General features: G+C 66.2%; 10 protein-coding genes. 6 read left to right on the top strand and 4 right to left on the bottom strand.

Annotation, left to right across the window (positions count from 1 at the left end; genetic code table 11):
• Positions 1–41 precede the first annotated feature (41 nt).
• The 4 genes from ACFY15_RS08385 to ACFY15_RS08370 are packed head-to-tail and all read left to right on the top strand — an operon-like array spanning position 42 to position 17,555.
• Positions 42–3,098, top strand: coding sequence for an SNF2-related protein (locus ACFY15_RS08385; RefSeq protein ID WP_390825216.1), 3,057 nt, complete (start codon positions 42–44; stop codon positions 3,096–3,098).
• On the top strand, positions 3,095–8,515 hold the full coding sequence (locus tag ACFY15_RS08380) for a hypothetical protein (protein WP_390825215.1): 5,421 nt from the start codon (positions 3,095–3,097) through the stop codon (positions 8,513–8,515). The genes ACFY15_RS08385 and ACFY15_RS08380 overlap by 4 nt, the downstream gene beginning before the upstream one ends.
• Entirely contained in the window at positions 8,512–15,234 is a 6,723-nt protein-coding gene (locus ACFY15_RS08375; protein ID WP_390825214.1) for a DEAD/DEAH box helicase, read from the top strand. The genes ACFY15_RS08380 and ACFY15_RS08375 overlap by 4 nt, the downstream gene beginning before the upstream one ends.
• The gene (locus ACFY15_RS08370; protein WP_390825213.1) at positions 15,231–17,555 is read left to right on the top strand and encodes a UvrD-helicase domain-containing protein; all 2,325 of its coding nucleotides are present in this window, start codon (positions 15,231–15,233) and stop codon (positions 17,553–17,555) included. Before ACFY15_RS08375 ends, ACFY15_RS08370 begins: the two co-directional genes overlap by 4 nt.
• 51 nt (positions 17,556–17,606) lie before the next feature.
• Here ACFY15_RS08370 and ACFY15_RS08365 read toward each other — a convergent pair whose 3' ends face one another.
• The 3 genes from ACFY15_RS08365 to ACFY15_RS08355 all read right to left on the bottom strand — a co-directional run bounded on the left by ACFY15_RS08365 (position 17,607) and on the right by ACFY15_RS08355 (position 20,313).
• On the bottom strand, positions 17,607–18,659 hold the full coding sequence (locus ACFY15_RS08365) for a hypothetical protein (protein WP_390825212.1): 1,053 nt from the start codon (positions 18,657–18,659) through the stop codon (positions 17,607–17,609).
• Positions 18,660–18,815: 156 nt separating this feature from the next.
• Positions 18,816–19,520, bottom strand: coding sequence for a nucleotidyltransferase domain-containing protein (locus tag ACFY15_RS08360; RefSeq protein ID WP_390825211.1), 705 nt, complete (start codon positions 19,518–19,520; stop codon positions 18,816–18,818).
• Position 19,521: 1 nt separating this feature from the next.
• Positions 19,522–20,313: a phosphotransferase gene (locus ACFY15_RS08355; protein ID WP_390825210.1), complete on the bottom strand. Its 792-nt coding sequence runs from the start codon at positions 20,311–20,313 to the stop codon at positions 19,522–19,524.
• A 553-nt stretch (positions 20,314–20,866) separates the two neighbouring features.
• On the opposite strand from ACFY15_RS08355, the gene ACFY15_RS08350 reads away from it, so the two are divergent.
• Together ACFY15_RS08350 and ACFY15_RS08345 are read left to right on the top strand one after the other, a co-directional pair.
• Entirely contained in the window at positions 20,867–21,334 is a 468-nt protein-coding gene (locus ACFY15_RS08350) for an NUDIX hydrolase (RefSeq protein ID WP_390825209.1), read from the top strand.
• A gap of 539 nt (positions 21,335–21,873) precedes the next feature.
• On the top strand, positions 21,874–23,115 hold the full coding sequence (locus ACFY15_RS08345) for a hypothetical protein (RefSeq protein WP_390825208.1): 1,242 nt from the start codon (positions 21,874–21,876) through the stop codon (positions 23,113–23,115).
• A 43-nt stretch (positions 23,116–23,158) separates the two neighbouring features.
• Here the strand turns inward: ACFY15_RS08345 and ACFY15_RS08340 are convergent, their stop codons facing one another.
• Entirely contained in the window at positions 23,159–23,932 is a 774-nt protein-coding gene (locus ACFY15_RS08340; protein WP_390825207.1) for a glycosyltransferase family 2 protein, read from the bottom strand.
• Positions 23,933–23,982: the final 50 nt, after the last annotated feature.

The following is a 23,982-nucleotide window of genomic DNA, read 5'->3' as shown; positions in this document are numbered from 1 at the left end:
TGAGCGGCTGTAAGGCCGCAGGTAGAGGATCGGAGCGGACGTTGAGCGTCGAGGCGGAAGCCGTGAGCGGCCAGGGCGATGCGGTGTGGGACGCCTGGAGGCCCGACGATGTTCCGGATCGGCCTTCGGGTCCCACTTCGTCCGGCTTCGCGCCGGGAGCTCAGGTACTGATCCGGGACGAGCTGTGGCTTGTCCGTAACTGCAAGGACACCAAGCTCGACGGGTGGATGGTCGAGGTCACCGGCATCTCGTCGTTCGTCCGCGGCACCGACGCCGTCTTCTACAGCCTGCTCGACCACATCCAGGTACTGGACCCGCGGGAGACCCGGCTCGTCTCGGACGACTCGCCGAACCATCGGCGCGGTCGGCTGTTCCTCGAGTCTGTGATCCGCAAGACGTTCCTACCGCAGACAGAGCACGGGCTGGCGCTGGCCGACGGCTTCCTCATGGACCAACAGGTGCACCAGCTGCGCCCTGCCGAGCTAGCGCTGTCGATGAAGAACCCGCAGCCGCGCATCCTGATCGCGGATGTAGTGGGCCTGGGCAAGACCCTGGAGATCGGGGTGCTCCTGGCCGAGCTGATCCGGCGCGGCCGCGGTGAGCGGATCCTGGTGGTAACCCCGCAGCATGTGCTGGAGCAGTTCCAGCGCGAGCTGTGGACCCGTTTCGCAATTCCTCTGGTGCGCCTGGACTCGACCGGCATCCAGCGCATCCAGCAGGACATCCCGGCCGGCCGCAACCCGTTCGCATACTTCAAGCGCGCCATCATCTCCGTGGACACCCTCAAGAGCGATGTCTACGCGCACCACCTGGAGCACACCGACTGGGATGCCGTCGTCATCGACGAGTCCCACAACCTCGTCAACCGGGGAACGAAGAACAACGAGCTCGCCCGCCTGCTCGCCCGCAAGACCGACGCCCTCGTACTGGCCTCGGCCACGCCTCACAACGGACGCACCCAATCCTTCGCCGAGCTGGTGATGATGCTCGACGAGGCGGCCATCACAGACCCGTCCGCGTACGCGGTGGAGGACCTCGGCCACCTCTACATCCGGCGCACGAAGACCTCAGCCGAGGTGCGTGACTCGCTGAAGGGCTCCTGGGCGGACCGCGGCCCGTCGCAGCCCATTCACGTGCCGGCTGGCGAGAAGGAGCTGGCCGTCTTCCAAGAGCTGGCCGCGCGCTGGATTCCGGGTGATCTGGCGCAGCCGTCAGTCAGCCGGCACCAGCTCGTGCCGTACCAGCTGCTGAAGTCCTTCCTGTCTTCGCACCGGGCCCTGCTGGAGACGGTCAAGACGCGGCTGGCGACGCTGGACAAGCCGTCCTCTGAGCAGTCGGCGGACCGTGCCCAGAAGGCCACCCGGCCGGTCGACCCTGCGGTCCGGGAAGCGGAACGGCAGGCGGAGCGCGCCGCCCTCGTCGACTTGCGGGGCTTGGCTGAGCAGATCCAGGACGAGGACTCGGCAAAGCTGGTGGCGCTGCTGGCGGAGCTGCGGAAGATGGGGGTCGGCCCTGGTTCGGAGACTCGCGTGGTGGTGTTCTCCGAGCGCATCCCCACCTTGAAGTGGCTGGCCGAGAGTGTCCCGGCCGCGCTCGGCTTCAGGCACGAAGCCAGTCCTGACGAGAAGAAGCCCTGGCTGGCGTTCGGTGGCGCGGTGCAGGTCATGCACGGCGAGGCCAGCAGCGACGAGGAGCAGCAGGCCATCGTCGAGAAGTTCGGGCTGCGCGACGACCCGGTGCGCATCCTGTTCACCGGCGATGTCGCCTCCGAGGGTGTCAACCTGCACCAGCAGTGCCATCGCCTGATCCACTTCGACCTGCCGTGGTCTCTGATCCGGATCGAGCAGCGCAACGGCCGTATCGACCGTTACGGCCAGGAACACCAGCCGCAGTTCCGGGCCTTGATCCTCACCAGCGACGTCCCGTGGCGTACGGATGAGACGACCGGGCTACCGCGCACGCTGGACGACCGCCTGGTGGGCGAGAAGCTCCTCAAGCGAGAGGAGGAAGCACACAAGATCGAAGGCTCGGCGGAGGCGGTGACCGGCCTGTACCGGGCCAAGGAGGAGGAGAACCGCCTCACCCAAGACCTCATCGCCGGCCGGACCGTTGAGGAGTCACTCAAGCAGTCCCAGCAGGGTGGCGCCGCGTTCCTCGCCGGGCTCCTCGGACAGGTCGGGGCCGTGCCCGAGCACCCCGAGGTCCTCCGGGCCGACGTACCCAGCCTCTTCGCTTCTACCGCCGACTATTTCGACGAGGCACTGCGCCAGGTCTGCCAGCCCAACCCCGAGGACCAGCTGTCCCTTCGCCGTGACGACGACGGCACGATCGCGTTCGAGCCTCCCCGCGACCTGCTGTACCGGCTCAAGGCGCTGCCCAAGTCGTACCTCGACGAGCAGCAGATCATGCCCCGCAAGAACGAGCCGGGCCGCATGCGCATCACGTTCTCCAAGGACCTCGCGGCGACCCGGCTGAAGGCGGCCCGGGAGTCCTCCAAGTCCCAGTGGCCGAACGTCTCCTACGTCACCGACGTCCACCCGGTCCTGGACTGGCTGACCGACAAGGTTCTCGTGGAGATCGGCCGTCACCAAGCCCCTGTGCTCGCCGCCTCCGTGGACACCCCGACCTACCTGGTTCAAGGCATCTGCTCCAACGCGCTGGGCCGACCCACGATCGTGGAGTGGATTGCCGTTCACGGCCTTCCCGGCGCACTCGAAGCCACCTCCCTGACCGCGGAGGTACTGGAGGGATACGGCGTGGGCCCGACGATGCCCGGCCGGTCCACGCCGCTCGACATCGAGGGCCTGACCGCGCTGGTGCCCGCTGCCATCGAGGAGGCGGAACGGCACCTCGTGCAGCTGAAAGAGGGCTACCGCCGGCAGATCGAGGCGACTCTCGCGCCCTACCGCAAGCGGGTCGTGCACTGGCAGCAGGAAGCCATCTTCTCCGCCGACGGGACGGGCAAGCGCGGAGTCAACCTCAGTGCCAGTCGGCGTCTGAAGCTGATCAAGTCCCTGGAGACCACGGGCGAGCCGATGCTGCGCCTCCTCGCCGTCCTCGAACCGCTCAACGCCGCTGAAGGGGGCACCGCCCGATGAGCACCGACTTCGACTCCTTCAGCAACCGAGGCGAGTACCTGTCCGCGCACTACTTCGCCGAGCAACTCGGCACCGACCTCAAGAAGAACCTGTTCACCACCTGGGCCCTGCGCGAGGGTGACGAGAACGATCCCCGCCGGACGCCGCGTGAGATGCTGCGCGGCCTACGCACCACCTACCTCGCCGAAGACGTACGCGGCTACTTCGCCGAGGCCGCCGAACGTGACGCCGGAGACGAAGCCCGGCTGCACACCCACAACAACCCGGAGTGGCGCAAGCGGCTAGCCGAGTGGCACCAGACGGTGCTACAGGCTCTCGGCTTCGAACCCACGCCGAACGAGGTCACGGTTCACCGCGCTGGGCGGGACCATACCCTGACCACGGCTTACCACGGCCATGGCATCGTCGCTCTGGACTGCGGCTGGGCCGCCGACAACGACACCGCCCTCGACGCCGACGGCCCCGGCCGCCTGCTGTCACCGCTACGCGCGAGCGCGAGCGAAGCGTACGAGACGGGCCCAGTCCTGGCCTCTTGGCTCTTCCAGAGCGAGCTCGGAGAGGCCGGCGGCCCCCACCCGCGCTTCGTGCTGCTGCTCTGCGGCGGCGTGCTCATCCTCGCGGACCGCCAGGCCTTCAACGAGGGCCGCTACCTCGCGGTCAACCTCGACGCCGCGCTCGAACGCAACGACCGTACCCAGCAGGGTGAACTCGCGACCATCGCCGCCCTGTTCAGCCTGGACATGCTCCGGCCCGGTGCGAATGATCAAAGCCGTGCGATCGACGCCCTGTTGAAGTCCTCAGGCGCCAACGCCGCTGGCGTCTCCGGCGAGCTGCGCCACGGCCTCCAGCGCTCGGTCGAGATTATTGCCAACGAAGTGCTCCAGCGGATGGCCGACCCGAGGACCGACGTTGCCCCGGCTGATATTGCGAGCCGGAAGATCCCCTTCGCCCGGGAACTCACCCGCGAAAGCCTTCGCTACCTCTACCGGATCCTGTTCCTGCTCTACGCCGAGGCCCGCCCCGAGCTGGGTATCCTCCCTGCCGACGACGGCAGCTACGAGGCCGGCTACTCCATGGCCCGCCTGCGCGAGCTCGTGGAACGCGATGAGGAACTCGTCGAGGAGGAGGCCCGCAATGGGTTCCACCTGTTCGAATCCCTGGATGTCCTCTTCAACAAGGTCAACTTCGGACACCGCGAGTACGGCACCGAGGCTGACGACGATCAGCCGGACGACGACGAGGAAATTCGTAAGACCAAAGCTGCCCGCCGCAGCGAGGACCGAGGCCTGCGCTTCGAGCCCCTGCGCAGCGAACTCTTCGAGCCCACGGCTGTACGACTCATCGGCAGGGGCGTCCTCGACCCTCGCAGCGACGAGGACAACGACCCCCGCTGGCTCGACCTGCGACTGCGGAACTCCGCTCTGCACGAGGTGCTGCGCCTACTCACCATGAAGAAGGGCAAGCGCGGGGAGCGGGGAGGTTTCATCTCCTACCGCAATCTCGGCATCAACCAGCTTGGCGCCGTCTACGAGGGCCTGATGTCGTACACCGGCATCATCGCCAACGAGGAGCTGTGCGAGGTCGCCAAGGGCGGCGATGCGGAGAAGGGCTCCTGGCTCGTTCCCTCGCACAAGCAGGACCAGTACCCAGACAAAACCCTCGTCCACTACGACGAGGAGGACGCGCGCAAGGGGCTGCGCGGCGTTAAGAAGTACGAGCAGGGCTCGTTCGTCTACCGTCTCGCCGGCCGCGACCGGGAGACCTCTGCCTCGTATTACACCCCGGAGTCGCTGACCCAGGTCACTGTCGAGCTCACCCTCAAGCACCAGCTGGACCAGGAGAGCGACACCAACGGCAACGTCATCAAGACCCGCGCGTCTGAGCTGCTCAGGTACAAGATCTGCGAGCCGGCCCTCGGCTCTGGCGCCTTCCTCAACGAGGCGATCAACCAGGTCGCCGAGGAGTACCTGCGCCGCCGCCAGGACGAGCTCGCCACCAGCATCCCGACCGCAGACGCCCTCACCGAGAAGCAGAAGGCCAAGGCGTACATCGCCCTCCACAACGCCTATGGCGTCGACCTCAATGCCACCGGCGTCGAACTGGCTGAAGTATCCCTGTGGTTGAACACCATGCACCCCGGCATGCGCGCCCCCTGGTTCGGCCTGCACCTGCGCCGAGGAAATTCCCTCATCGGCGCACGGCGAGCCGTCTACGCGGCTGACGACGTCACCGGCAAGGAGTGGCTCAAAGCGAAGGGCGCCCTCGCCCCGACTCCGCTGCCTTTCCTGAAGGACGGCGAGCACCAGCCCCTCCCCCAGGATGCGGTGCACCAATTCCTGCTGCCGAGCCCCGGCTGGGCTGCGGTCGCGGGGTCGAAGGAAGCCAAGGAACTCGCGAAGGGGGGCGTCGAGCAGCTTGCCTCCTGGAAGAAGGGCGTCGTCCAGCGCCCCAAGCGCAGCAAGGGCAGTTCGAAGACAGAGCCGGTTTCGCAGTTCACCAAGCTGCGTGACGCAGCCCGCCGTGTCGAGTTCCTCTGGTCTCTGGTCGTCAAGCGCATGGAACTCTCCGAACAGGCGATCGCCCGCAGGATCGACGTGTGGGGTGCAGACCCAACTGACCCCGAGTACGCCTTCCTCCAGCGCCCCGACCAGGCTGTGCCGAAGGAGAGGGTTCTCGAAGACCTCTTCAACGCTGCGGACACCCCGTACTGGCGCTTGAAGAAGATCATGGATGCCTGGTGCGCTCTGTGGTTCTGGCCCGTCGACAAGGCCGGGCTGCTCGACGGTACCGCCGGCGAGTACTCAGTACACTCGATGGTTGCGGACTTGGACGGCCTCGCGCGGGTACTCGACGGCGCACCGCTGCTCGACGAGAGGCCGAATCCCTCTTCTGATCCTGAAACCTCGACCGCCCCCACGCCGCGCCCGGCACCACGCTTCGTCGAGGCGACCGCTCTGTTCTCGCTCGGTCCCGAGCAGACAACCTTCGAGGACCTTGAGCTGAACGCGGACGACGACGCGATCGTGGAAGTCAAGCAGCTCACACCTAAGAGTGGGAAGAAAACCGCAGCTCCGAAGTCCAAGACGCCGGAACGTCGGCAGATCGTCCCCCTGCAGGATCTCGACGACTGGCTGGAGTTCCTGGAAGCCATGCTGGGCACGGCCGACGTGCCCGAGGGAACCCTCATCGACAGTTTCGCGAGCCTTGACACACTCAAGACCTTCGAGGAGACGCTCCCCGGCTTCATGGGCATGGATGCTGGCAACCCGGAGGACCGATTCCCCTGGCTCCGAGAGGTGCGCGACATCGCGGAGGAACAGGGATTCCTCCACTGGGAGCTAGAGTTCGCCATCGTCTTCGCGCAAGGCGGCGGCTTCGACCTCCAGGTCGGCAACCCCCCGTGGGTTCGCCCTCAGTGGGATGAGCTTGCAGTACTCGCCGAGTTTGACCCCTGGTTTAAACTCACCGACAAACACGTGGCTGCGGAGAAGGCTCGACGTCGCACGGCAATCCACGAAACATCCGGCGGACGCGCGTACATCCTTAACCAATTGACATCCACGTCCTCAACCTCGGCATTGCTGAGCTCATCTCAAACATACCCACTTCTCGCAGGCACGCGCCCAGATCTGTATCGGGCATTTATGTGCAGAACTTGGTCGAACTCCGCAGAGTCCGGGGTGATCGGTCTTATCCATCCGGATACTCACTTCACAGGCGACAAGGAGTCGTTCCTTCGAGAGGAGGCTTACCAGAGACTCCGCATTCATGCCGATTTCGTGAATCCCGGACACCGCTTCTTCCCAGCCCCAGTCGGGGAATCAAGCCACTTTGGGTTGCACGTTTACGGCCCGCCCGGACAAATCGACTTCGATCACCTTTGCTGGCTCTTCTCAGTCGACGCCCTCCGACTCTCTGGAACACACGACGGAAACGGCGAACCCCCTGGAGTGCGTTTCAAGGGAGCGCTGGACGAAAGACCTCACCGCGCACGCATCATCAATGTCACCACCGAAGTGTTGGCCCAATGGCAGCGCCTAATTGGCAAGGTGGACCGACCCGCCAGCCAGGGGCGACTCCTCTCCCCGGTCAGCACTGCGGAAGCAGAGGCCATCAATTCTCTGGCCAACTATCCTATTCGACTCGACCAGCCCACTCTTCAAGTTTCGCAAGGGTTCTACGAAACTCCCACTAGAGACGCTGGACTTATCGAGTACAACCTCTCCAATCCAGACGACTGGTCCGAAGTCATCCTCAAGGGACCCCAGCTCGGGGTGGCCACGCCACTATTCAAGGCGCCGAACGCTGGAAGTAACGACGTCCTCGGGATGAATCTTGTAACCATCGAAGACGACGTCGTACCACCGACGGAATATCGCCGCGCAACTGGACGCACCGCGTACGAACAATCTCAAGACAAATGGCTTGACCGCGCTCACTTCAAGTCAGAGAGCAACAACCCAGACTATCGCAATACGGTAGCAAAGGAGCTTGCGGAATCGACGGATACGCCCGTCCTCGAAATTTCTCCTGCGGCGGTTGACGCTGTCATTAAATCCCGCTCAATGCGCAGCTACACGAAATTCTATCGTCTGGCGTGGCGGCGACAGATCGCACCTGACACCGAGAGGAGCTTGTACGCAGCAGTGATCCCCCCGGGTCCTGCCCATATCGATCTAATCAACAGCTTGACCACGCTAAATAACACAGAGACGGTTCTGAATTCCGGATTCTGGGCATCTATTCCGCTGGATTATTTCCTGCGCACAACAGGTAGAGCAGACCTGCGTGCCGGCGACGTCCGAACGATGCCGGCACCGAAGCCCGCCCACCCCCTATCCTCCCCATTGATCCTCAGGGCCCTCCGACTCAACTGCCTTACGGTCGCGTACAGCGACCTGTGGGAGGAGCTTTATGATGCGCAGTGGCCCACGAACGAGGGGTGGGCGTGCGAGTGGCCTGGCCTTCCACCACTCAATGCAGTTGGGCAGCACTGGGAACGGGATACCGCATTGCGTACCGAACGTGCCCGTCGCGCCGCCTTGGTCGAACTGGACGCATTGGTGGCTGTGTGGCTAGGGCTCTCCGCGGAAGCGCTGATCGCAATGTATCGCGCCCGATTCCCTGTTATGAACCGGTTTGAGGAAGTCACATGGTTCGACGCAGAGGGTTGGAAGATTGCGGGTAACGCCCGCACAGTCGGGCAACGGCAGACCAAGGAAAGCTGGGCGCAGTTCAAGGTGTACCAAGCAGATCCTGCTAGCGCCCCAGTGCCGGAGGCCTACACCGCGCCCTTCTTCAAAGCAGACCGCGAGGCGGAGATGCGGGCCGCACACGCTGTGTTCCAGATTCGGCTCGCCGAGGCCGTCGCCCGCGGTGAGTGGGACCCGGTCAAGCAGGAGGTGCCGAACTCGTGAGGCCAACCCTTCAGGCGCGGGGGCTCAAGGAGAGCCTGCTGCAGTACCTGTCGACAACGTACGCGCTCACCGACGAGGGTGCGCGCGAGGCGCTGCACCGGTTTCTTGGGGATGAGACGTCGGGGATGTTCCGTGGGCCGTATCTGCGGATCCGGACACCTTTCACCGTGGCCGGTGAGGGCTGGCGGAAGCACCTGGAGTGGCAGCGGGAGGGGTTCAAGCCGTATGCGCATCAGGCGGTCGCTTTCGCGCGTCTGACCTCCGCACATGGGCACACGCCGCAGCCGACGCTCGTGACCACCGGCACGGGCTCCGGCAAGACGGAGTCTTTCCTGTACCCGGTGCTCGATCACTGTCGGCGGGAGCGCGAAGCGGGGAAGGCCGGCGTGAAGGCGGTCTTCCTGTACCCGATGAACGCCCTCGCCACCGATCAGGCGCAGCGCATCAACGAGCTGCTCACTCAGAACGCCGAGCTCGGGAAGCTGTCGGCTGGCCTCTACATCGGTGAACGGGCCGCGACCCAGTACGAGAAGGTGCGTACGCGGCGTTCGGACATGCAGATCTCGCCGCCGGACATTCTGATCACGAACTACAAGATGCTGGACCTCCTGCTCCAGCGTGCCGATGACGCGCCGCTGTGGCGGGAGTCGGACATCCGCTACATCGTCGTGGACGAGTTCCACACTTACGACGGTGCGCAGGGTACGGACGTCGGGATGCTGCTGCGGCGGCTCGCTGCCGCAGTCGGCGCGTCCGAGGATGGCCGTCCGCTGGGGAAGATTTGTCCGGTGGCGACGTCGGCGACGCTGGCCTCCGGTACGGACGAGGATGGCGTGGCGCGACTGCTCGAGGTGGCGACGCAGGTCTTCGGTACGGAGTTCACGGCGGACGCGATCGTCGGGGAGAACCGGCTGTCCGTCGAGGAGTTCGTTCCACTCGGTGACGTGACCATGCAGCCGATGCCGACGCCCGACGAGCTGCTGGCGCTGCCTGATCCGACGACCGGCGACGAGGCACTCCTGGACCTGATCGAGAAGGTGACGGATGTCCGTGACCTCGATCCCTTCGTGCTCGGCGGGAACCTCAAGCGGCACCTGTTCACCCGCGCCGTGATGCAGGCCCTGAGTGGCGAGGTGAAGACCAGCCCCGAGGTGCTGGATGTGATGTGGCGGGCCGGTGCGGCCGGCTGGTCGCAGGCAGTGGCCCGGCAGCCGGAGAAGGCCGCCGAGGCGCTGGCACGGTTCGTCGCACTGCTCTCGCACGCCCGCGACCCGGAGTCCACGCCCGCCGAGCCACGGCCCTTCGTGCACGTGGAGGTGCACCAGTGGGCACGCTCGGTATCCCGTCTGCTGCGCGGTGTGTTGCCCTGGCCGAAGGCGGAGTTCCGGTGGGATGCGGCCGGCATGGCGGACGCGAGCGCCGCTAACGGCGGGCGTACGGCGCCGGTGACGACGGCCACCTCGGGCCAGAGCGCGAACCTGTTCCTGCCGGCGATCTACTGCCGTGACTGCGGGCGGTCGGGCTGGGCGGTGTTCTCGCCCGAGAGCGACGATCACGACGTCCAGTTCGACACGTACAAGATCCGCCGGGCGTCACTTGGCCAGGACAAGGCGCGGGTGCGGAACCTCATCACCGCGACGGAACAGCAGGCCCGCGAGGGTTCCGGTGCGGCGCTGATGACTGCGACCAGCGGCAAGGCTGGCTCGGCCGCGTCGCAGGGTGCCGGCGGCGTGCTAATGGTGCTGGACGGCACCCGCAAGCGCCTGCGGCTTCCCGACCCCCTCAACGACTACGACCGGGACACGAAGGAACCTCGGCTGACGGCCCGGGATTCAGCCTTCGTGCTGGTGAACTTCGGGGAGACCGCCAATACGGCTGCCAAGGAAGACTGGTGCCCGGCCTGCGGCGAACGCAACGCGATCCGCTACCTCGGTACCGGCGCGGCCGCGATGGCAGCTGCGTCGATCACCCAGCTGTTCACCGGCGGTGAGCTCGACAAGGAGCTCCGCGAGGACAAGACACTGATGTTCAACGACTCGGTGCAGGATGCCGCGCACCGGGCCGGATTCGTCGCCAACCGCTCGTTCACCTTCTCGCTGCGCGCACTGCTGGCCGGTCGTCTTCGCCACGACGAGCCGACCGCCCTCAACGATCTGATCGCGGACGTGGTCGAGGCGACGACGGACAAGGACACCCTGTCCGCGGTGGTACCGCCGGACCTGCACGGGTTCAAGGGTGTTGACCGACTGCTGTCTGGGCAGGGCCGCGGCGGGGACCTGAAGACGTGGCGACTGATCGGCCAGAGGCTGGCGTTCGAGACGCTCATGGAGTTCGGCTTCCGGTCGCGCAACGGCCGTACGCTGGAGCTGACCCGTACCGCCGCCGCGCAGGTCCATATCCAGGATCCGGCGGCCGTGGTCGCGTTGGTCAAGCAGCTGCACGAGGAGTGCGTCCGCGACGGCCTGCCGCTGGTGCCGCAGAATGATGCGCGGTACCTGGCGTTCGTCCGCATCTTCTTGGAGCGGCTGCGCACGCGTGGCGCGGTCGCCCACCATTGGCTGGACAAGTACATCGACGAAGCGGGTACCAGCCGGTACTACATCTGGGGCAAGCGGGCTCCTGGTATGCGGGCCTTCCCGAAGGGGATCGCGGCCCCTGTGTTCTTGCTCGGGCAGACCAAGAACGGCAGCGAGTTCGACTTCGCCACCGGCAGGTTGTCCTGGTACGAGCGGTGGGCCGGCCGGTGCCTGGAGCTGCCGCGTGAGCTGGCGCCCGAGCTGTGGAGTCGTCTGCTGCCCGAGCTGGCCTCGATGGGCCTGTTGTCTGTCCGTACCCCGAACGACACGTCAGTGAGGGTGTACGGGCTCAAGCCAGGCAGCATCGTGGCCCAGCTCCTGGACGACGAGCATGTGCGTTCCTCGTACGTGCGCTGCCCCGTGTGCTTCTGGGAGCAGACAGTCCATCCCTCCCTGCTGGACCAGTGGCACGATCAGCCCTGCCCCTCCTACCGGTGTGGCAAGGGCCGCCTAGTGGCTGGCGACCGGCCGGAGGGCCTGGGCATTCACCACCGCGATCGCGACTACACGCACGACTACTACCGGCGCCTCTACCGCGGTGCGGGAACGTATCAGGTGGTCACGGCCGAGCACACCGGAATGCTGGGGCGCCCGCAGCGCGAGAAGGTCGAGGAGGCATTCAAGCGCGGCGGCGGCTTCAAGGACCCCAACGTGCTGTCCTGCACTCCGACGCTGGAGATGGGTATCGACATCGGCGACCTGTCTGCCGTCGTCCTGGCCGCACTGCCGCGCCGTCCCGCCTCGTATGCGCAGCAGGTCGGCCGAGCCGGACGCCGCACCGGCAACGCCTTCCTGCTGACCATCCCGGACCGGCGCCGACGCGACCTGTACTTCCTTGAGCGCCCGAAGGACCTGATCGCGGGCACCATCGTGCCGCCCGGCTGCCACCTGTCGGCCATCGAGATCCTGCGCCGCCAGTACCTGGCGCACCTGCTGGACTTGGCCGCCGCCGGCCGCCTCGTCCGCGCGGACGGAATCGTGCTGCGAGCGCTGCCGCACAAGGCACCCCGCTTGTTCGGGCCGTCCGGGTACCTCACCGATCTGGTGGAACTGGCCATCGACCAGGGCGAAGAGCTGGTCAAGGGCTTCCTGAAGCTGTTTCCCACTGGCGTCAACGACCAAGCCAAGGCCGAGCTGGAGAAGTACGCAACGCACGATCTGCGCGGCAAAGTGGAGCAAGCCGAGCGGGAGTGGCGGCAGAGCGAGGACGCCTTGCGGGCGCGGCTGCGCGAGATCGACGAGGCGCACGGCGAACTCCACGACAGCGACCCCGACCAGGCCCGTCAGAAGGCCGAACTGGACGCCGAGCGGCGCGGTGTGGGCAAGCGGCTGCTCCACCTGGGTGACACAACGGCGCAGAGTGCGCTGTGCGACCTCGGGCTGCTGCCGAACTACGCACTGATCGACTCGACGACGACGCTGTCGGCGACCCTGTACGGGGAAGACGGCATCGACCCGAAGACGGGGAAGGTGGTGTACACCTCCGACACGCTCTCTTATGAGCGCCCCCGCCGCTACGCCCTCCAGGAGCTGGCACCGGGCAACACGTTCTATGTCAACGGCTACCGGCACGAGATCACCGGTCTGGAGCTGTCCACAGGAGGGCGGCAGGAGTGGCGTACCTGGCGGGTGTGCCCGGGCTGCGGCTACGTCCGTACCGAGCACGCCGCAACCGACCGCTCGGCGTGCCCGAGGTGCAAGACCAGCCAGATCGCGGATGACGGCTCCTGCCTCTTCCAGATCGTCGAGCCGGCCACCGTAACCTCGCGGGACAAGCGCGAGGACGCCCGGATCCGCGATGACAAGGACGACCGCGACCGCCGTTCGTACACGGTCGTGGACGCGGTCGACATTCCGGTGGAGGCGATCGAGCCCGGCTCGTGGCGGCATGCCCGTGAGACCTTCGGCGTTGACTATTGCCGCAGCGCCATGATCCGCCGGATCAATGTGGGGCCGGTCCGCTACGACGCCCCCGCCCGCGATGACTTCGCTGGCCACCTGGTGCGACTGAATCCATTCCATGTGTGTACCTCGTGTGGGGCCGCCACCGCGGACGGCCGGCCTGTCTTCGACCACGACACGGATGCCCTCGAGTCGGCGGCGGCCCGGTCCCCGCAGCTCAAGCACCACCGCCCTTGGTGTCCGCTGCGGCGGGGCAAGAAGGACGGCACCACGCAGGAGCCGGTACTGCTCGCCCACCAGCTCCAGACCGAGGCACTGAGGGTCCTCCTCCCGGCTGCGACCGCGGATGTGGACGCCAAGGTGCACTCCTTCCGTGCCGCCCTGCGGCTCGGCGTGGACCTGCATTTCGGCGGTGACCCGCAGCACCTGGACACCACGGTCGCGTCCATGCCGGACAACGACAGCGGAGAGCGCCGCTGGTTCCTGGTGCTCTTCGACTCCCTGCCCGGAGGCACCGGCTACCTGGACCGGCTCACCAACCCGGCCGCCTTCCGGGACACGCTCGCCCGGGCGTACGAGCAGCTCAAGGCGTGCCCGTGCGCGGAGGAACAGCGCCGGGCCTGCCACCGCTGCCTGCATCGCTACACCCCCGAGCAGTTCCAGGACGTGGTCTCCCGCCAGGCAGCGCTGACCATGCTGGAATCACTGCTGTTCAAGGGTGAAGGCGAGGACGGCTGGGAGACCACCGAGGTGGAGCACACCGGGCTGGTTGGGTTGGATGCTCAGGTCGAGTCCGACCTGGAGGCTCGCTTCCTGACCGCCTTGCGGGACTGGGTAAAGGTCACCGACGACGCCGCCCTGGACGAGGACGGCCACGCTAGCGGGCACCTGCGGTTCACCGACGGATCCGAGGTCATGCACTGGCGGCTCACTGCCCAGCGGCACCTCGAAGGCACCCGCACCGACTTCACCTTCACCCGGGTCGGCGGCCCCCAGCAGAGCGTGGACGTCTATCTCGAAGGCTTCCGGTTCCACGCCAGTCGGGAACACAACCGCATCGCCGAGGACGCGACCCGGCGCACCGTGCTGCGCGCCGATGGAAGGGTCGTCTTTCAAATCACCTGGGCGGATATTGACCTGTTCGAGCACCGACCTGGACGCACCCGTCCGGTCTGGCCGCCGTACCGGGGTACCGCTCAGGAGCAGGCCAAGGCAGCCTACGAGCAGTACGGCGGCAACCGTGCCCACTTCGGTGAGGCTGTCTTCGCCAACCCGATCGACACTCTGATCGCCTATTTGCGTGACCCGGACGCCACTTGCTGGGCACGTCGGGCACGTGCCCTGGTCACCGGTCTCGCGGGCGTCCCCGCAACAGCCGCCGTGTCCGCGACGGGCAAGCGCAGCGAGCTCGTCACCGTGCTACGCGACCAGCTCGCTACCCTCGGGGCTGGAGAGCGGGCCGACAAGCCGGTCGTCCCCGACACAGCCGGTATCGGACCCGTCCACGTCTTTCGCAGCCAGGACGAGCACGGTCTGCCGATCTTGTTCGCCCTGGATGCCGCCGCTCCCGAGGACCTGCGCTGGACCGCACTGGCCGTCCTCGATGACAGCGACGCCGTCCTCGACACGGACGAGCACAAGCTGCGGTGGCGGTCCTGGCTGTACTGGACCAACATCACCCAGTTCCTGTCCATCGCCGGGGGTGACGGCGTCCAGCTTGCCGCCAGCCGGGCTGCGGACTTCGAGGTCGAGGTCCTCGCCGTGTGCGGTGGGCTGGGCGAGCTCGACTCCATCACTGCTGCTCTCGCGCCGGCATCCGAGCCAACAGTCAAGCCCGCCGTCCTCGAGCACACCAGCGACTCGGCGGTCGAGGCCGCGCTGCGCCGGGCCATCCGGGACGCGGCCTGGGACGAGGAGATCCTGGAGATCCTGCGCGAGGACGCCGAGGAGGCACCCGACCTGCTCCGCCTTGCCGAAGCCCTCGCCGACCGCGGCAAGCGGGCACCCATCTTCGGCTTCGAACTGGGCGCGAGCCGCTGGCAGGCCGACTTCGCCTGGCAGACCCCCGGCCTCAAGATCGCCGTGGTCACCGCCCACAGCGGTGCCGACGACCCTGAGGCTCAGCGCCGGGACGCCGCGTACGCCGAGGACGGTTGGACCGTACGCACCGCAGCCGACTGGCTCGACCACCTCGGCACCCTGCTTGAACAGCTCCCCGACACGGAAGGCACCACCCGATGACCGCCCGGCTCAGCCTGTACCGCAAGGCCGAACAGGAGCTGTACAAGCTCGACCGCTCGGTCAAGGCCCAGTTCTACGACTTCTGCCACGACTTCCGGAAGAACCCCAGCCTTCTCGGGTTCCAGCTGAAGAAGCTCAAGGGCGACTCCCGGATCTGGTCCGCCCGTGTGAACCAGTCCTATCGGGCCCTTCTCGCGCCCACCGGTGTGGATGCGGACGGTACCGAGAGCTGGCTGGTCATCGCCGTCCGTCATCGCAAGGACGTCTACGAGGAACTCCAGGTCGCGGTCAACCGTGTCACAGGCGAGATCGAATTCGTCGACCTCGCCGTAGTCGGCGACAGCGCCCTGCGCCGCGCCGGCATCACGCTCACCCCTGCCGAGCCGGACCCCACAGAACCTCCAGCCGAGCCCGCGCCCTCCCCCGCCGCTGAACCGGAACAGCCTCAGGCTGCACCGGCGCTACTCGCCGCGTATACCGCCGACCAGCTGCGCGAGCTCGGCGTCGCCGAACAGCTCATCGAGCTGGCACTCACGGTCACCGACAGTACCGAGCTGGACCAGCTCGTCGAGGGCTCCCCCCTGCTGTCGAAGGACATTCTGTACGGCCTCGCCGCCGGCATGGACATCGACGAGGTCCGCAAGGAGATCACCCAGCCCGTCGAGCTCGGCCACGAGCCCGACCTCGGCGACTTCGCCGCGGCCCTGACCCGGACCAAGGTCACTGCCGTGGACGACGCCGTCCAGGCCGCCATCGACGAAGGCGACTTCCGCGCCTGGAAGGTGTTCCTACACCCCACCCAGGAACGCATCGTCCGCCGCCACTACAACGGGCCCGCCCGCGTCTCGGGCGGCCCCGGGACCGGCAAGACCATCGTCGCCCTCCACCGGGTCAAGCACCTGGTCGAGCAAATGCCTCCCGGCCACGACAAGCCGATCCTTCTGACCACCTTCACCAAGAACCTCACCACCGACCTGCGGCTGCGTCTGGCCTCACTCATCGAGCCCGAACTCCTCGCCCGCATCGAGATCGCCCACATCGACCAGCTCGCCGCACGCGTCCTGGGCGAGAACACCGCGCCCGGCCGCGGCAGGCAGCGCGTCTACGACAACGTGGCGCTGAACGAGATGCGGCAGCTCCTCGCCGAACTCGACGACCGCCGCTGGGAGCCGGAGTTCCTGCTCGAGGAGTGGGAGCAGGTCATCCTCGGCCAGTCCGTGCCCACCCGTTCCGCCTACTTCCAGGCCCGCCGCGCCGGCCGAGGTCGCTCGCTGACCCGCCCGGAGCGCAACCACATCTGGAAGTTGATCGAGCAGTTCACCGCCCGTCTCGACAAACTCGGCGTGGAAACCTGGGGTCAGGCTTCAGAGCGCGCCGCCCGGTTCGAGATCGAACGCGCCGCGAAGATCCGGGCCCGCCGCGAATACAAGGAAGAGGTCGGCGGCAAGGACCTCATCCACCGCGACAACAGCTCCGGCATGCGTTACCTCGGTTACCGCTACCGGCACATCGTCGTCGACGAGGCCCAGGACCTCAGCCCCGCCCACTGGAAGATGCTCCGGGCCATGGCCGACCCGGACCTGCCCAACGACATGTTCATCGCCGGCGACACCCACCAGCGGATCTACGACCACCAGGTCGCCCTCGGCGCCCTCGGCATCAACATCCGCGGCCGCTCCTCCCGGCTGACCCTGAGCTACCGCACCACCAGGGAGATCCTCGCCGACGCCCTGCGTGTCGTCGAACCGCGGAACTCCGGTCAGAAGGTCGGCTACGACGACCTCGACGACGGAACCGACAACCTCGCCGGCTACCGGTCCGTCCTACACGGCCCCGCCCCCAGCTTCACCCCATACGCCACCTGGGACGCCGAACTCGCGGGTCTCGCCACCACCCTCGCCAACTGGCGCGACGAGCTCTCGACCGACGAGAACGGCTCCCCACGCGACCCCAGCGGCCACATCGCCGTCTGCGTCGCCGACCGAGACATGGTCAGCCAGACCATGTACTACCTGATCACCAAGGCCGGCATCACCTGCGCCGAACTGACCAAAGACGGTCCCAAGGGCGATGGCGAAGTCCACGTCGGCACCATGCACCGCTTCAAGGGCCTGGAGTACCAGCGCCTGGCGATCGTCGGTGCCAGCGACGGCATCATTCCTCGTACCCACGTGATCGACCGCTACCGCACCGAGGACCCGCCCCGCTACGAGCGCGAACAGCGCAAGGCCCGCTCCCTGCTGTTCGTAGCCACCACTCGAGCCCGCGACGCCCTCAACATCAGCTGGCACGACAGGCCCAGCCCTTACCTGCCGATCTGACCAACTGCCGGCCTCCCCGCACCCGCGGGGAGGCCGGAGCCTCGGCTGTCCTCAGGCACGCGACAAGGAACTCGCCTCATAACGCAGCTGATAGGCGCGCACCCCACCGCCGCTCATCCGATAGATCGTTATCGCCGACAGGAACTGCTCCTTCACCTCCAGCGTGCGGCCCCGCTCCTTCTCGGCGATGTCGCTGATCCAGTCCTCCACATGCTCCGGCAGCTTGAACGCCAGCTCATACGCGTTCTGCGCACTCAACGGCGACAGCGTCCACTCCGCCGAGCCGCCACTACCCCTCCGCCGGATCCTCACCGCGTGGTCGGGCTGGGCATCCGCATACGCCACGAACGCATGGTGATCGTCAGCGGCCAACGGCAGGATGAACGGGGCCGCAGGAAACCCGAGCAACAGCTCAGCATCACTACGTTGCTGCAGAGCCGTAACGAAGCTCGCAATGGCCGCGGCGGCCTCCTGCTTGAACTTCCCCTCGGCGATCGACACCGCGGGCAGCAGATGGGCCGGTGCAGTACCCAGCGCCTTCCGCAGCTCGGTGCGGAGCCACGTCATGGGAAAAGGATCGGACGGCCCCAGGTGCTTCTGAGCCTTGTCCAACGTCCACGCCGTCGTACCGATAGCACCCAGCAGCCAGGCGAACGACGCACCGGAGAGATCCACCAACGAGAGCTGATGGGCGAGCGCGTACTTCTGCGCCTCCGCGGTGAACCCGTTCGCCGAGAACAAGGCGTACGAATACTGGTAGCGCTGCCGTGGCCGCCTCCCGGCATGCGCCATGAAGTTCTCGTTCACGTCATGCACGACGCCGTGCGCGTTCCGCACAATCTCCAGCCCGACCCGGTCCTTGTAGAACTTCGCCTCAAGAAAGAGCCGCACAGGCATCGAGAACGCCGGCGTGAACGCGAACTCGCCCAGCGCGTCCACCTGGTGCAGTGCACCCCGTCCCCGGACCCGAAGCGTGTCACCCTGGCTCACGAGCTCCACGGGATCCTGGTCCTCGTGCACCAGGAGTCGGTATCCAGAGAACCGCAACAGCCAGGCCAGCGACTCCTCCAACAGATATCCCCGCAACGCCGAATCCCTGGCCACGCTCTCCCCCTCCGTAACACGGTCACGCCATACGCATCAGTGATGATCTCACCGCTGGCGAAACCGGGTCATGCCCTGGAGCGTTGCCCAGTCATCCCAGTCGAAGAGCCCAAGGGCACAGACGGGGCAGGCTTCGACCCGTCTGGTGGAGATCATTCACGGTGTGCCACCTCGTCGGTATCCGGCCCACAGGCGCCCGCCGACCTGAGCCAACACCTCGTCCGTCACACCGACAAGAGGCTCGATTTTCCCGCCCAGTGCCTCACGGACGGCGTCGTGCAAGCTGGCGGCAAGTCCTGGGGCTGCGGCATCCATGCGACGTGCTAGCCATTTCCCACCACCGCACCATGATCCACTCGCACTCAGCGCCAGTTCGCCGACTCTCCTGGCGAGTTCTGCCGCGATGAATAGCGTTTCCGCCTGATCGGTACTCCCAGCGAGATCGTCCAGAAGGTCCGTGATCGCATAACGCCGGTCCTCAAGCTCCTCGGCTGTAACCGCGGGCGGGCCCGCGACGGCCAGCTTCCGGGCTTCAGCGCCGAGCCGCGCACCGAGGCCGTCGGTATCGAAGAGCAACAAGCCGTCTGCACACATCCACAGCAGCGGGCTCCGCCGTCGCCGTATCTCACGCTCTACGAATGCATGCCAGGTGTCCTCCGTGTGGACGAACATCTCCACGGGCCAGTCGCGAAACCGGAAGCTCTCACGGTACGGGGCCGGGGATCCGTGCAGAAGCACGACGATGTCGAGGTCGGACAAGGCCGTGCGTCGTTCCGACAGAATGCCGCCCCCCAGAAACGCCGCCCGAGCAGCCGGATGACGTTCCTCTACAACGGCCCGCGCTGCTGCCACTGGATCCATGTCAAATCACCCATTTCCTTCGCTCGGCAAGCCACCGCAGAACGACCTCGCCGCTCCAGGTTTGGTGCTGTCGGAGGAACGGCGATCCAAACGCATGAGGCGGCTGGGCTCCGGAAGCGAGGAAGAAGCCGGAGAGGGCGGCCAAGGCGGCATCCAACTGCTCTCCTTCAGCGGCCTGGGCCGTGGGATGGCGGGCGAAGAGCGCTGATGCGTCGTACCCATCAGCAAATGCAGTGGCCAGGAGCAGCACAAGATCGAACCAACTTGCACCCAGACAGGGCCAGTTCCAGTCGCAGATCCAGGCTGCTCCATTGGTGTCGAGCAGGACATTGTCCTGCCGGAGGTCATGGTGCAGAACCGCGGTACCGGCGGTGGCCTCGCGCCATCCGGCCTCCAGGTCAGCGAGTTGATCCAAGAGATGGAGTGGCGTCCAGGTCGGCAGTAGACGATGCTCACTCGCGCCTCCGGCTAGGGCGCGCCAATCGTCGAAGTCTCCTCCATCGCCCACTGGTTTAAGTCCGGTTTGTAGAAGCTGGGCAGACGGATGAGCAAGCGCCTCTGATGCCGTCGCCCATGCATCCAATGCCGCCGACAGCTCCTCGGGCTTCCAGGGTTCACTGGGCATACGCCCTCCGACCACGGCGTCAAAACCCAGGACAACCCATCCGTCCTGCTCCTCATGCCATCGCAGACGGGGAGCCGGCACATCGTGCGGCAGCGCCGTGTTGATCACCGCCTCGCGCCGGTAGCAGTCCGCGATGTGCATGGAGTCGGCACTGTTGACGGCCTTCACGAACTGAGCTTCGCCATCTGAGCAGATCACAGCGGCAAAACCACGGGTGAACCCGCTTCCAGAGCTCGGTCCAGCCGATACTGAACCGCTGAACCTCCGACTGATCGAAAGGCGGACAGGCTCGGGAAGGTCCTGCCATCCGGGGCGAACGGCAGTGGAACTGTAGTGCGGGCGTGGGGTCATTGTGGCCAGCATCTCCTCAGAGTGCAGCAATCTCGTGGCGCTCCGCCAACGAGATTGAGGAGGAGCGGCAGGCGCAGCCGACGCCATGTGACGCCTCGGCCGCGAGGAAGGACTTCCTCACCACGGCGCCTCGAGCCGACGCTTCTTCGTCTACTGGGTCGCGATCACGTAGACGCTCGCCCACTGTCGCTTCGGATTGGCCATTTGAGGGTCGAAGTCCCAGGCGTCGACGGTGGCGAAGCCGGCCGCCCCTCCTACATCTCAAGAGGGATGACGACACAGGGTAGTTCGAGAACTACGCTCAAAGCTTGGAAACGTCTGGGTCGCCGCACGGCCATGGACTCCCGACCAGGAGGGGACCCCGCCGCACATGGGCAGGACTGAGTACTACAACGACCCTGCCGCACCGAAGGCGAACACCCTCATCCCCGCCAGCAACCTGCTCGTCGTCGACGACAACGGCGCCATCCTCTTCCAACGCCGCCGCGACACCGGCCAGTGGGCCCTGCCCGGCGGAGCCCAGGACATCGGCGAGACGGCCGCCCAATGCGCGGTACGCGAGTGCCTGGAGGAGACCGGCATCGTCGCCGAGATCACCGGCTTCCTCGGCGTCTACACCAACCCGAAGCACATCGTCGCGTACACCGACGGCGAGATCCGCCAGCAGTACGAGAACACCTACATCGGCCGCCCCACCGGCGGCACGCCCACGATCAACGACGAGGCCGACGGCGTCCGCTTCATCCAGCCCGCCGACCTCGACCAATACGACATCCACCCCAGCATGCGCCAGCAGATCGGCGACTACCTCGCCGGCACGTACCCCTACCTCGGATAGCGCGGAAGCGCCGCCTTCACACGATCCACAGCGGCAAAACAATCTTCGGCGACGCCCGACGGATAAACCGACCCACCACGCTGTCAGCGGTACAGCAGCTTCCTCCCACTGTCCCCGGGTTTGGCCTTGCCAGCCTGGAACTGCCACGAGAGGCTCCCTTCCGCGGCGAGAAGGCAGCCTGCTCGGCCGGGCTGCCGTCCAGCAGCTGCCCGAGGGAGCGCCGCACCAGAATATCGATCGGCAACGTCAAGGCCCGCTGCAACCGCCTCGACCTGGACCAGCACTCGCCGAACTCGGCATCCACTGGGCCGACTCTTGAGAGCAGAGTGCGGCCCCAGGCACGCCCCGAGCGTGCTGTCGTACCCGCGTGCGAGGGTTGCCAACGGCCTTGCCCACGAAGTCACCTGGGAGAGCAGGTTGTGGATATGCGTCAACGCTTCGCCAACGGGGTGGTCATCGGACGCAAGGGGCAGACATGTTGATCACGCGTATGTAGGCAACCACCACGCGCCAGGCACCCTGGGGGGAATGTGGCAGACGTGAACGTCGACAGCCTTCGCGGGAGAGATCTCGCGGAGTACATCGTGACGACCTACGGCTTCTCGGTCTACCCCGTGCAAGCAGACGGGACGCCCCTGCAGAACTGCGAGACGTGCCGTTCCCGAAGCGTGCGGTATAGATCCGGTTCGCTGTCATGCACGGCCTGTATCCAGGGGTTTGGGGAGGCTCCCGAGCCGGTCAAGCACTTTGTGTCCTCCGAGACGATGTGGTGCCACGGCTCTCACTCGGCCACGGCCAGGCCGGACAGGGTCAAGGACTTCTGGCCCACCGACGCGCCCCCGGCTGTTGCCCTTGCTCCCTCCGGGCTGCGAGTTGTCAAGGTGTCGCCGCAGATGGAGGAGCGGGACCTGTCCGAGATCATCGACTACGCAGGCATGGAAAGGACTCTGGTCCTGGGACACCCTGACGGGACAAGATCCATGATCTACATGGGGTACGGCCCAGCGACGACCTCGGGACCGACCTCGTCCTACTTACAGCTCATGCACACCTGTTCGGCATTCTTATGGGATGGAAGGATCGTCGCTGACTATCCCGTCTCGCACATGCAAAAGAGCATCTACGGGTCCCTGCAAGAGTGCGACAGTCTTCTCGGTCCGTGTAGCTGTTCTGTCGACTACGACGACAGGAATCACTACCGGTACAGCTGGCAGCACTGCCCCCAGTCGCCGGACACCCATCCAGGGATCACAAACTGCCGAGGCGGCGCCCAGGTGACGGACGATGTTCCTCGATTCGAGCTAGAGGCCGACCTGGTCAACTGGCTCGTCCTACAGCTCTCCCCCTTCTTCGTGATTCAGCGCCAGGTCTCAGGTAAGTCCATTCACGGGAAAACCGTCCGCCTGGACCTTCTCCTGACTCCACGTGATACGACGGGCTGGAAGAAGACCGATGTGGTCTTCGGGCTGGAGGTGAAGCAGCCAAGCAGTGATCCGGCGAAGCTGATAGCCCAGGCCATCGACTACTCCAACTCGACCTGGACCGGGCATGGGCGAATCCCGATCCTGATGTACCCACTCGCATCCGAGTTCCGGAACGAACCGAGCTTCATGCACTTCCTGCGGACCCTGGCCGCGGAGTTCATGGTTGGGGAGCTGTCGCGCGACAACGCGTTGGGCTGGACCATCACCATGGGAGGTGCTCCGGTCTGGCACGCCTCCAGGGGGCCAGCGTCCGTGGGCAGAACCAGCCTGTTCAGGATGAGGGATGGGCACCGATGAGGTCACGGGCACGGCAGCGCGAACGACGACGTAGAGGAAGGGCCTAGATCCGCGAGTTGCGCAGCGACTGCCACACAGCACCGGCCAGCGCCCGCGTCGCCCGGTGGACCGACAGCCCCTCGTGCTGGCGGTACAGCTCCCAGTTGTACGGGACCAGCGAGAGCTTGTTGGAGGACAGCGAACCCGCCTGATGGGACCTGTACACCGCAAGCGGCTCGGCCAGGCCCCGGGCGTCAGCGCCGTCCCGCATGATCGACAGCCACAGGGCGTAGTCCTGCCGCTTCCGCATCTCCGGCATCAGCCGCGTGCCGAGGACATTGCGGTCGTACATGGCGGTCAGAGCGCCGATGTAGTCCCGCACCAGCATCGCGTGGTAGTCCACGTGTTCCCTCGCGCGGACCACCCGTCCGTTCGGAATGAAGTCGGCGCTCTCGCCGTCGTAGTCGGCGTCCATCTTGTAGTAGGAAGTGAACGTCAAGGGCGCATCGCCCATAGCGGCGAACTCGATCTGCCGCTCAGTCTTCTTCGGAAGCCACAGGTCGTCGCTGTCGAGAAAGGCGACGTAATCCCCCCGGGCCCGCTCGATAGCGAGGTTGCGTGCCCGGCCGGCACCACCCTGGTCCGGTGCCGACTCCGGCTTGACGCGCTCGTCCTGCCGGGCGAACTCCATGAGCAGGTCCAAGGAGCCATCAGAAGACTTGTCGTCGGTGACCAGCAGCTCCAGGTCGCTGTGGGTCTGCGAGAGCACCGACCGAACCGCTGCGCCGAGCGTCGCTGCCGAGTTGTAAACGGGCATCACGACGGACACCAGGGGCACAGCGCTTCTCCTTGCTCGGTCAAAGACGACATCCCATTCAAGCACTGGAA

The organism is Streptomyces sp. NPDC001373 (genome assembly GCF_042895815.1).
In the GTDB taxonomy this organism is placed as follows: domain Bacteria; phylum Actinomycetota; class Actinomycetes; order Streptomycetales; family Streptomycetaceae; genus Streptomyces.
Note: the sequence above shows the minus strand (reverse complement) of the source record. Positions and strands in the feature narration are given on the sequence as shown.

Excerpts from the sequence above, each read along its gene's own strand:
- ACFY15_RS08370 (WP_390825213.1), top strand. The coding sequence starts at position 15,231 with ATGACCGCCCGGCTCAGCCTGTACCGCAAGGCCGAACAGGAGCTGTAC.
- ACFY15_RS08350 (WP_390825209.1), top strand. The coding sequence starts at position 20,867 with ATGGGCAGGACTGAGTACTACAACGACCCTGCCGCACCGAAGGCGAAC.
- ACFY15_RS08380 (WP_390825215.1), top strand. The coding sequence starts at position 3,095 with ATGAGCACCGACTTCGACTCCTTCAGCAACCGAGGCGAGTACCTGTCC.
- ACFY15_RS08360 (WP_390825211.1), bottom strand. The coding sequence starts at position 19,520 with ATGGATCCAGTGGCAGCAGCGCGGGCCGTTGTAGAGGAACGTCATCCG.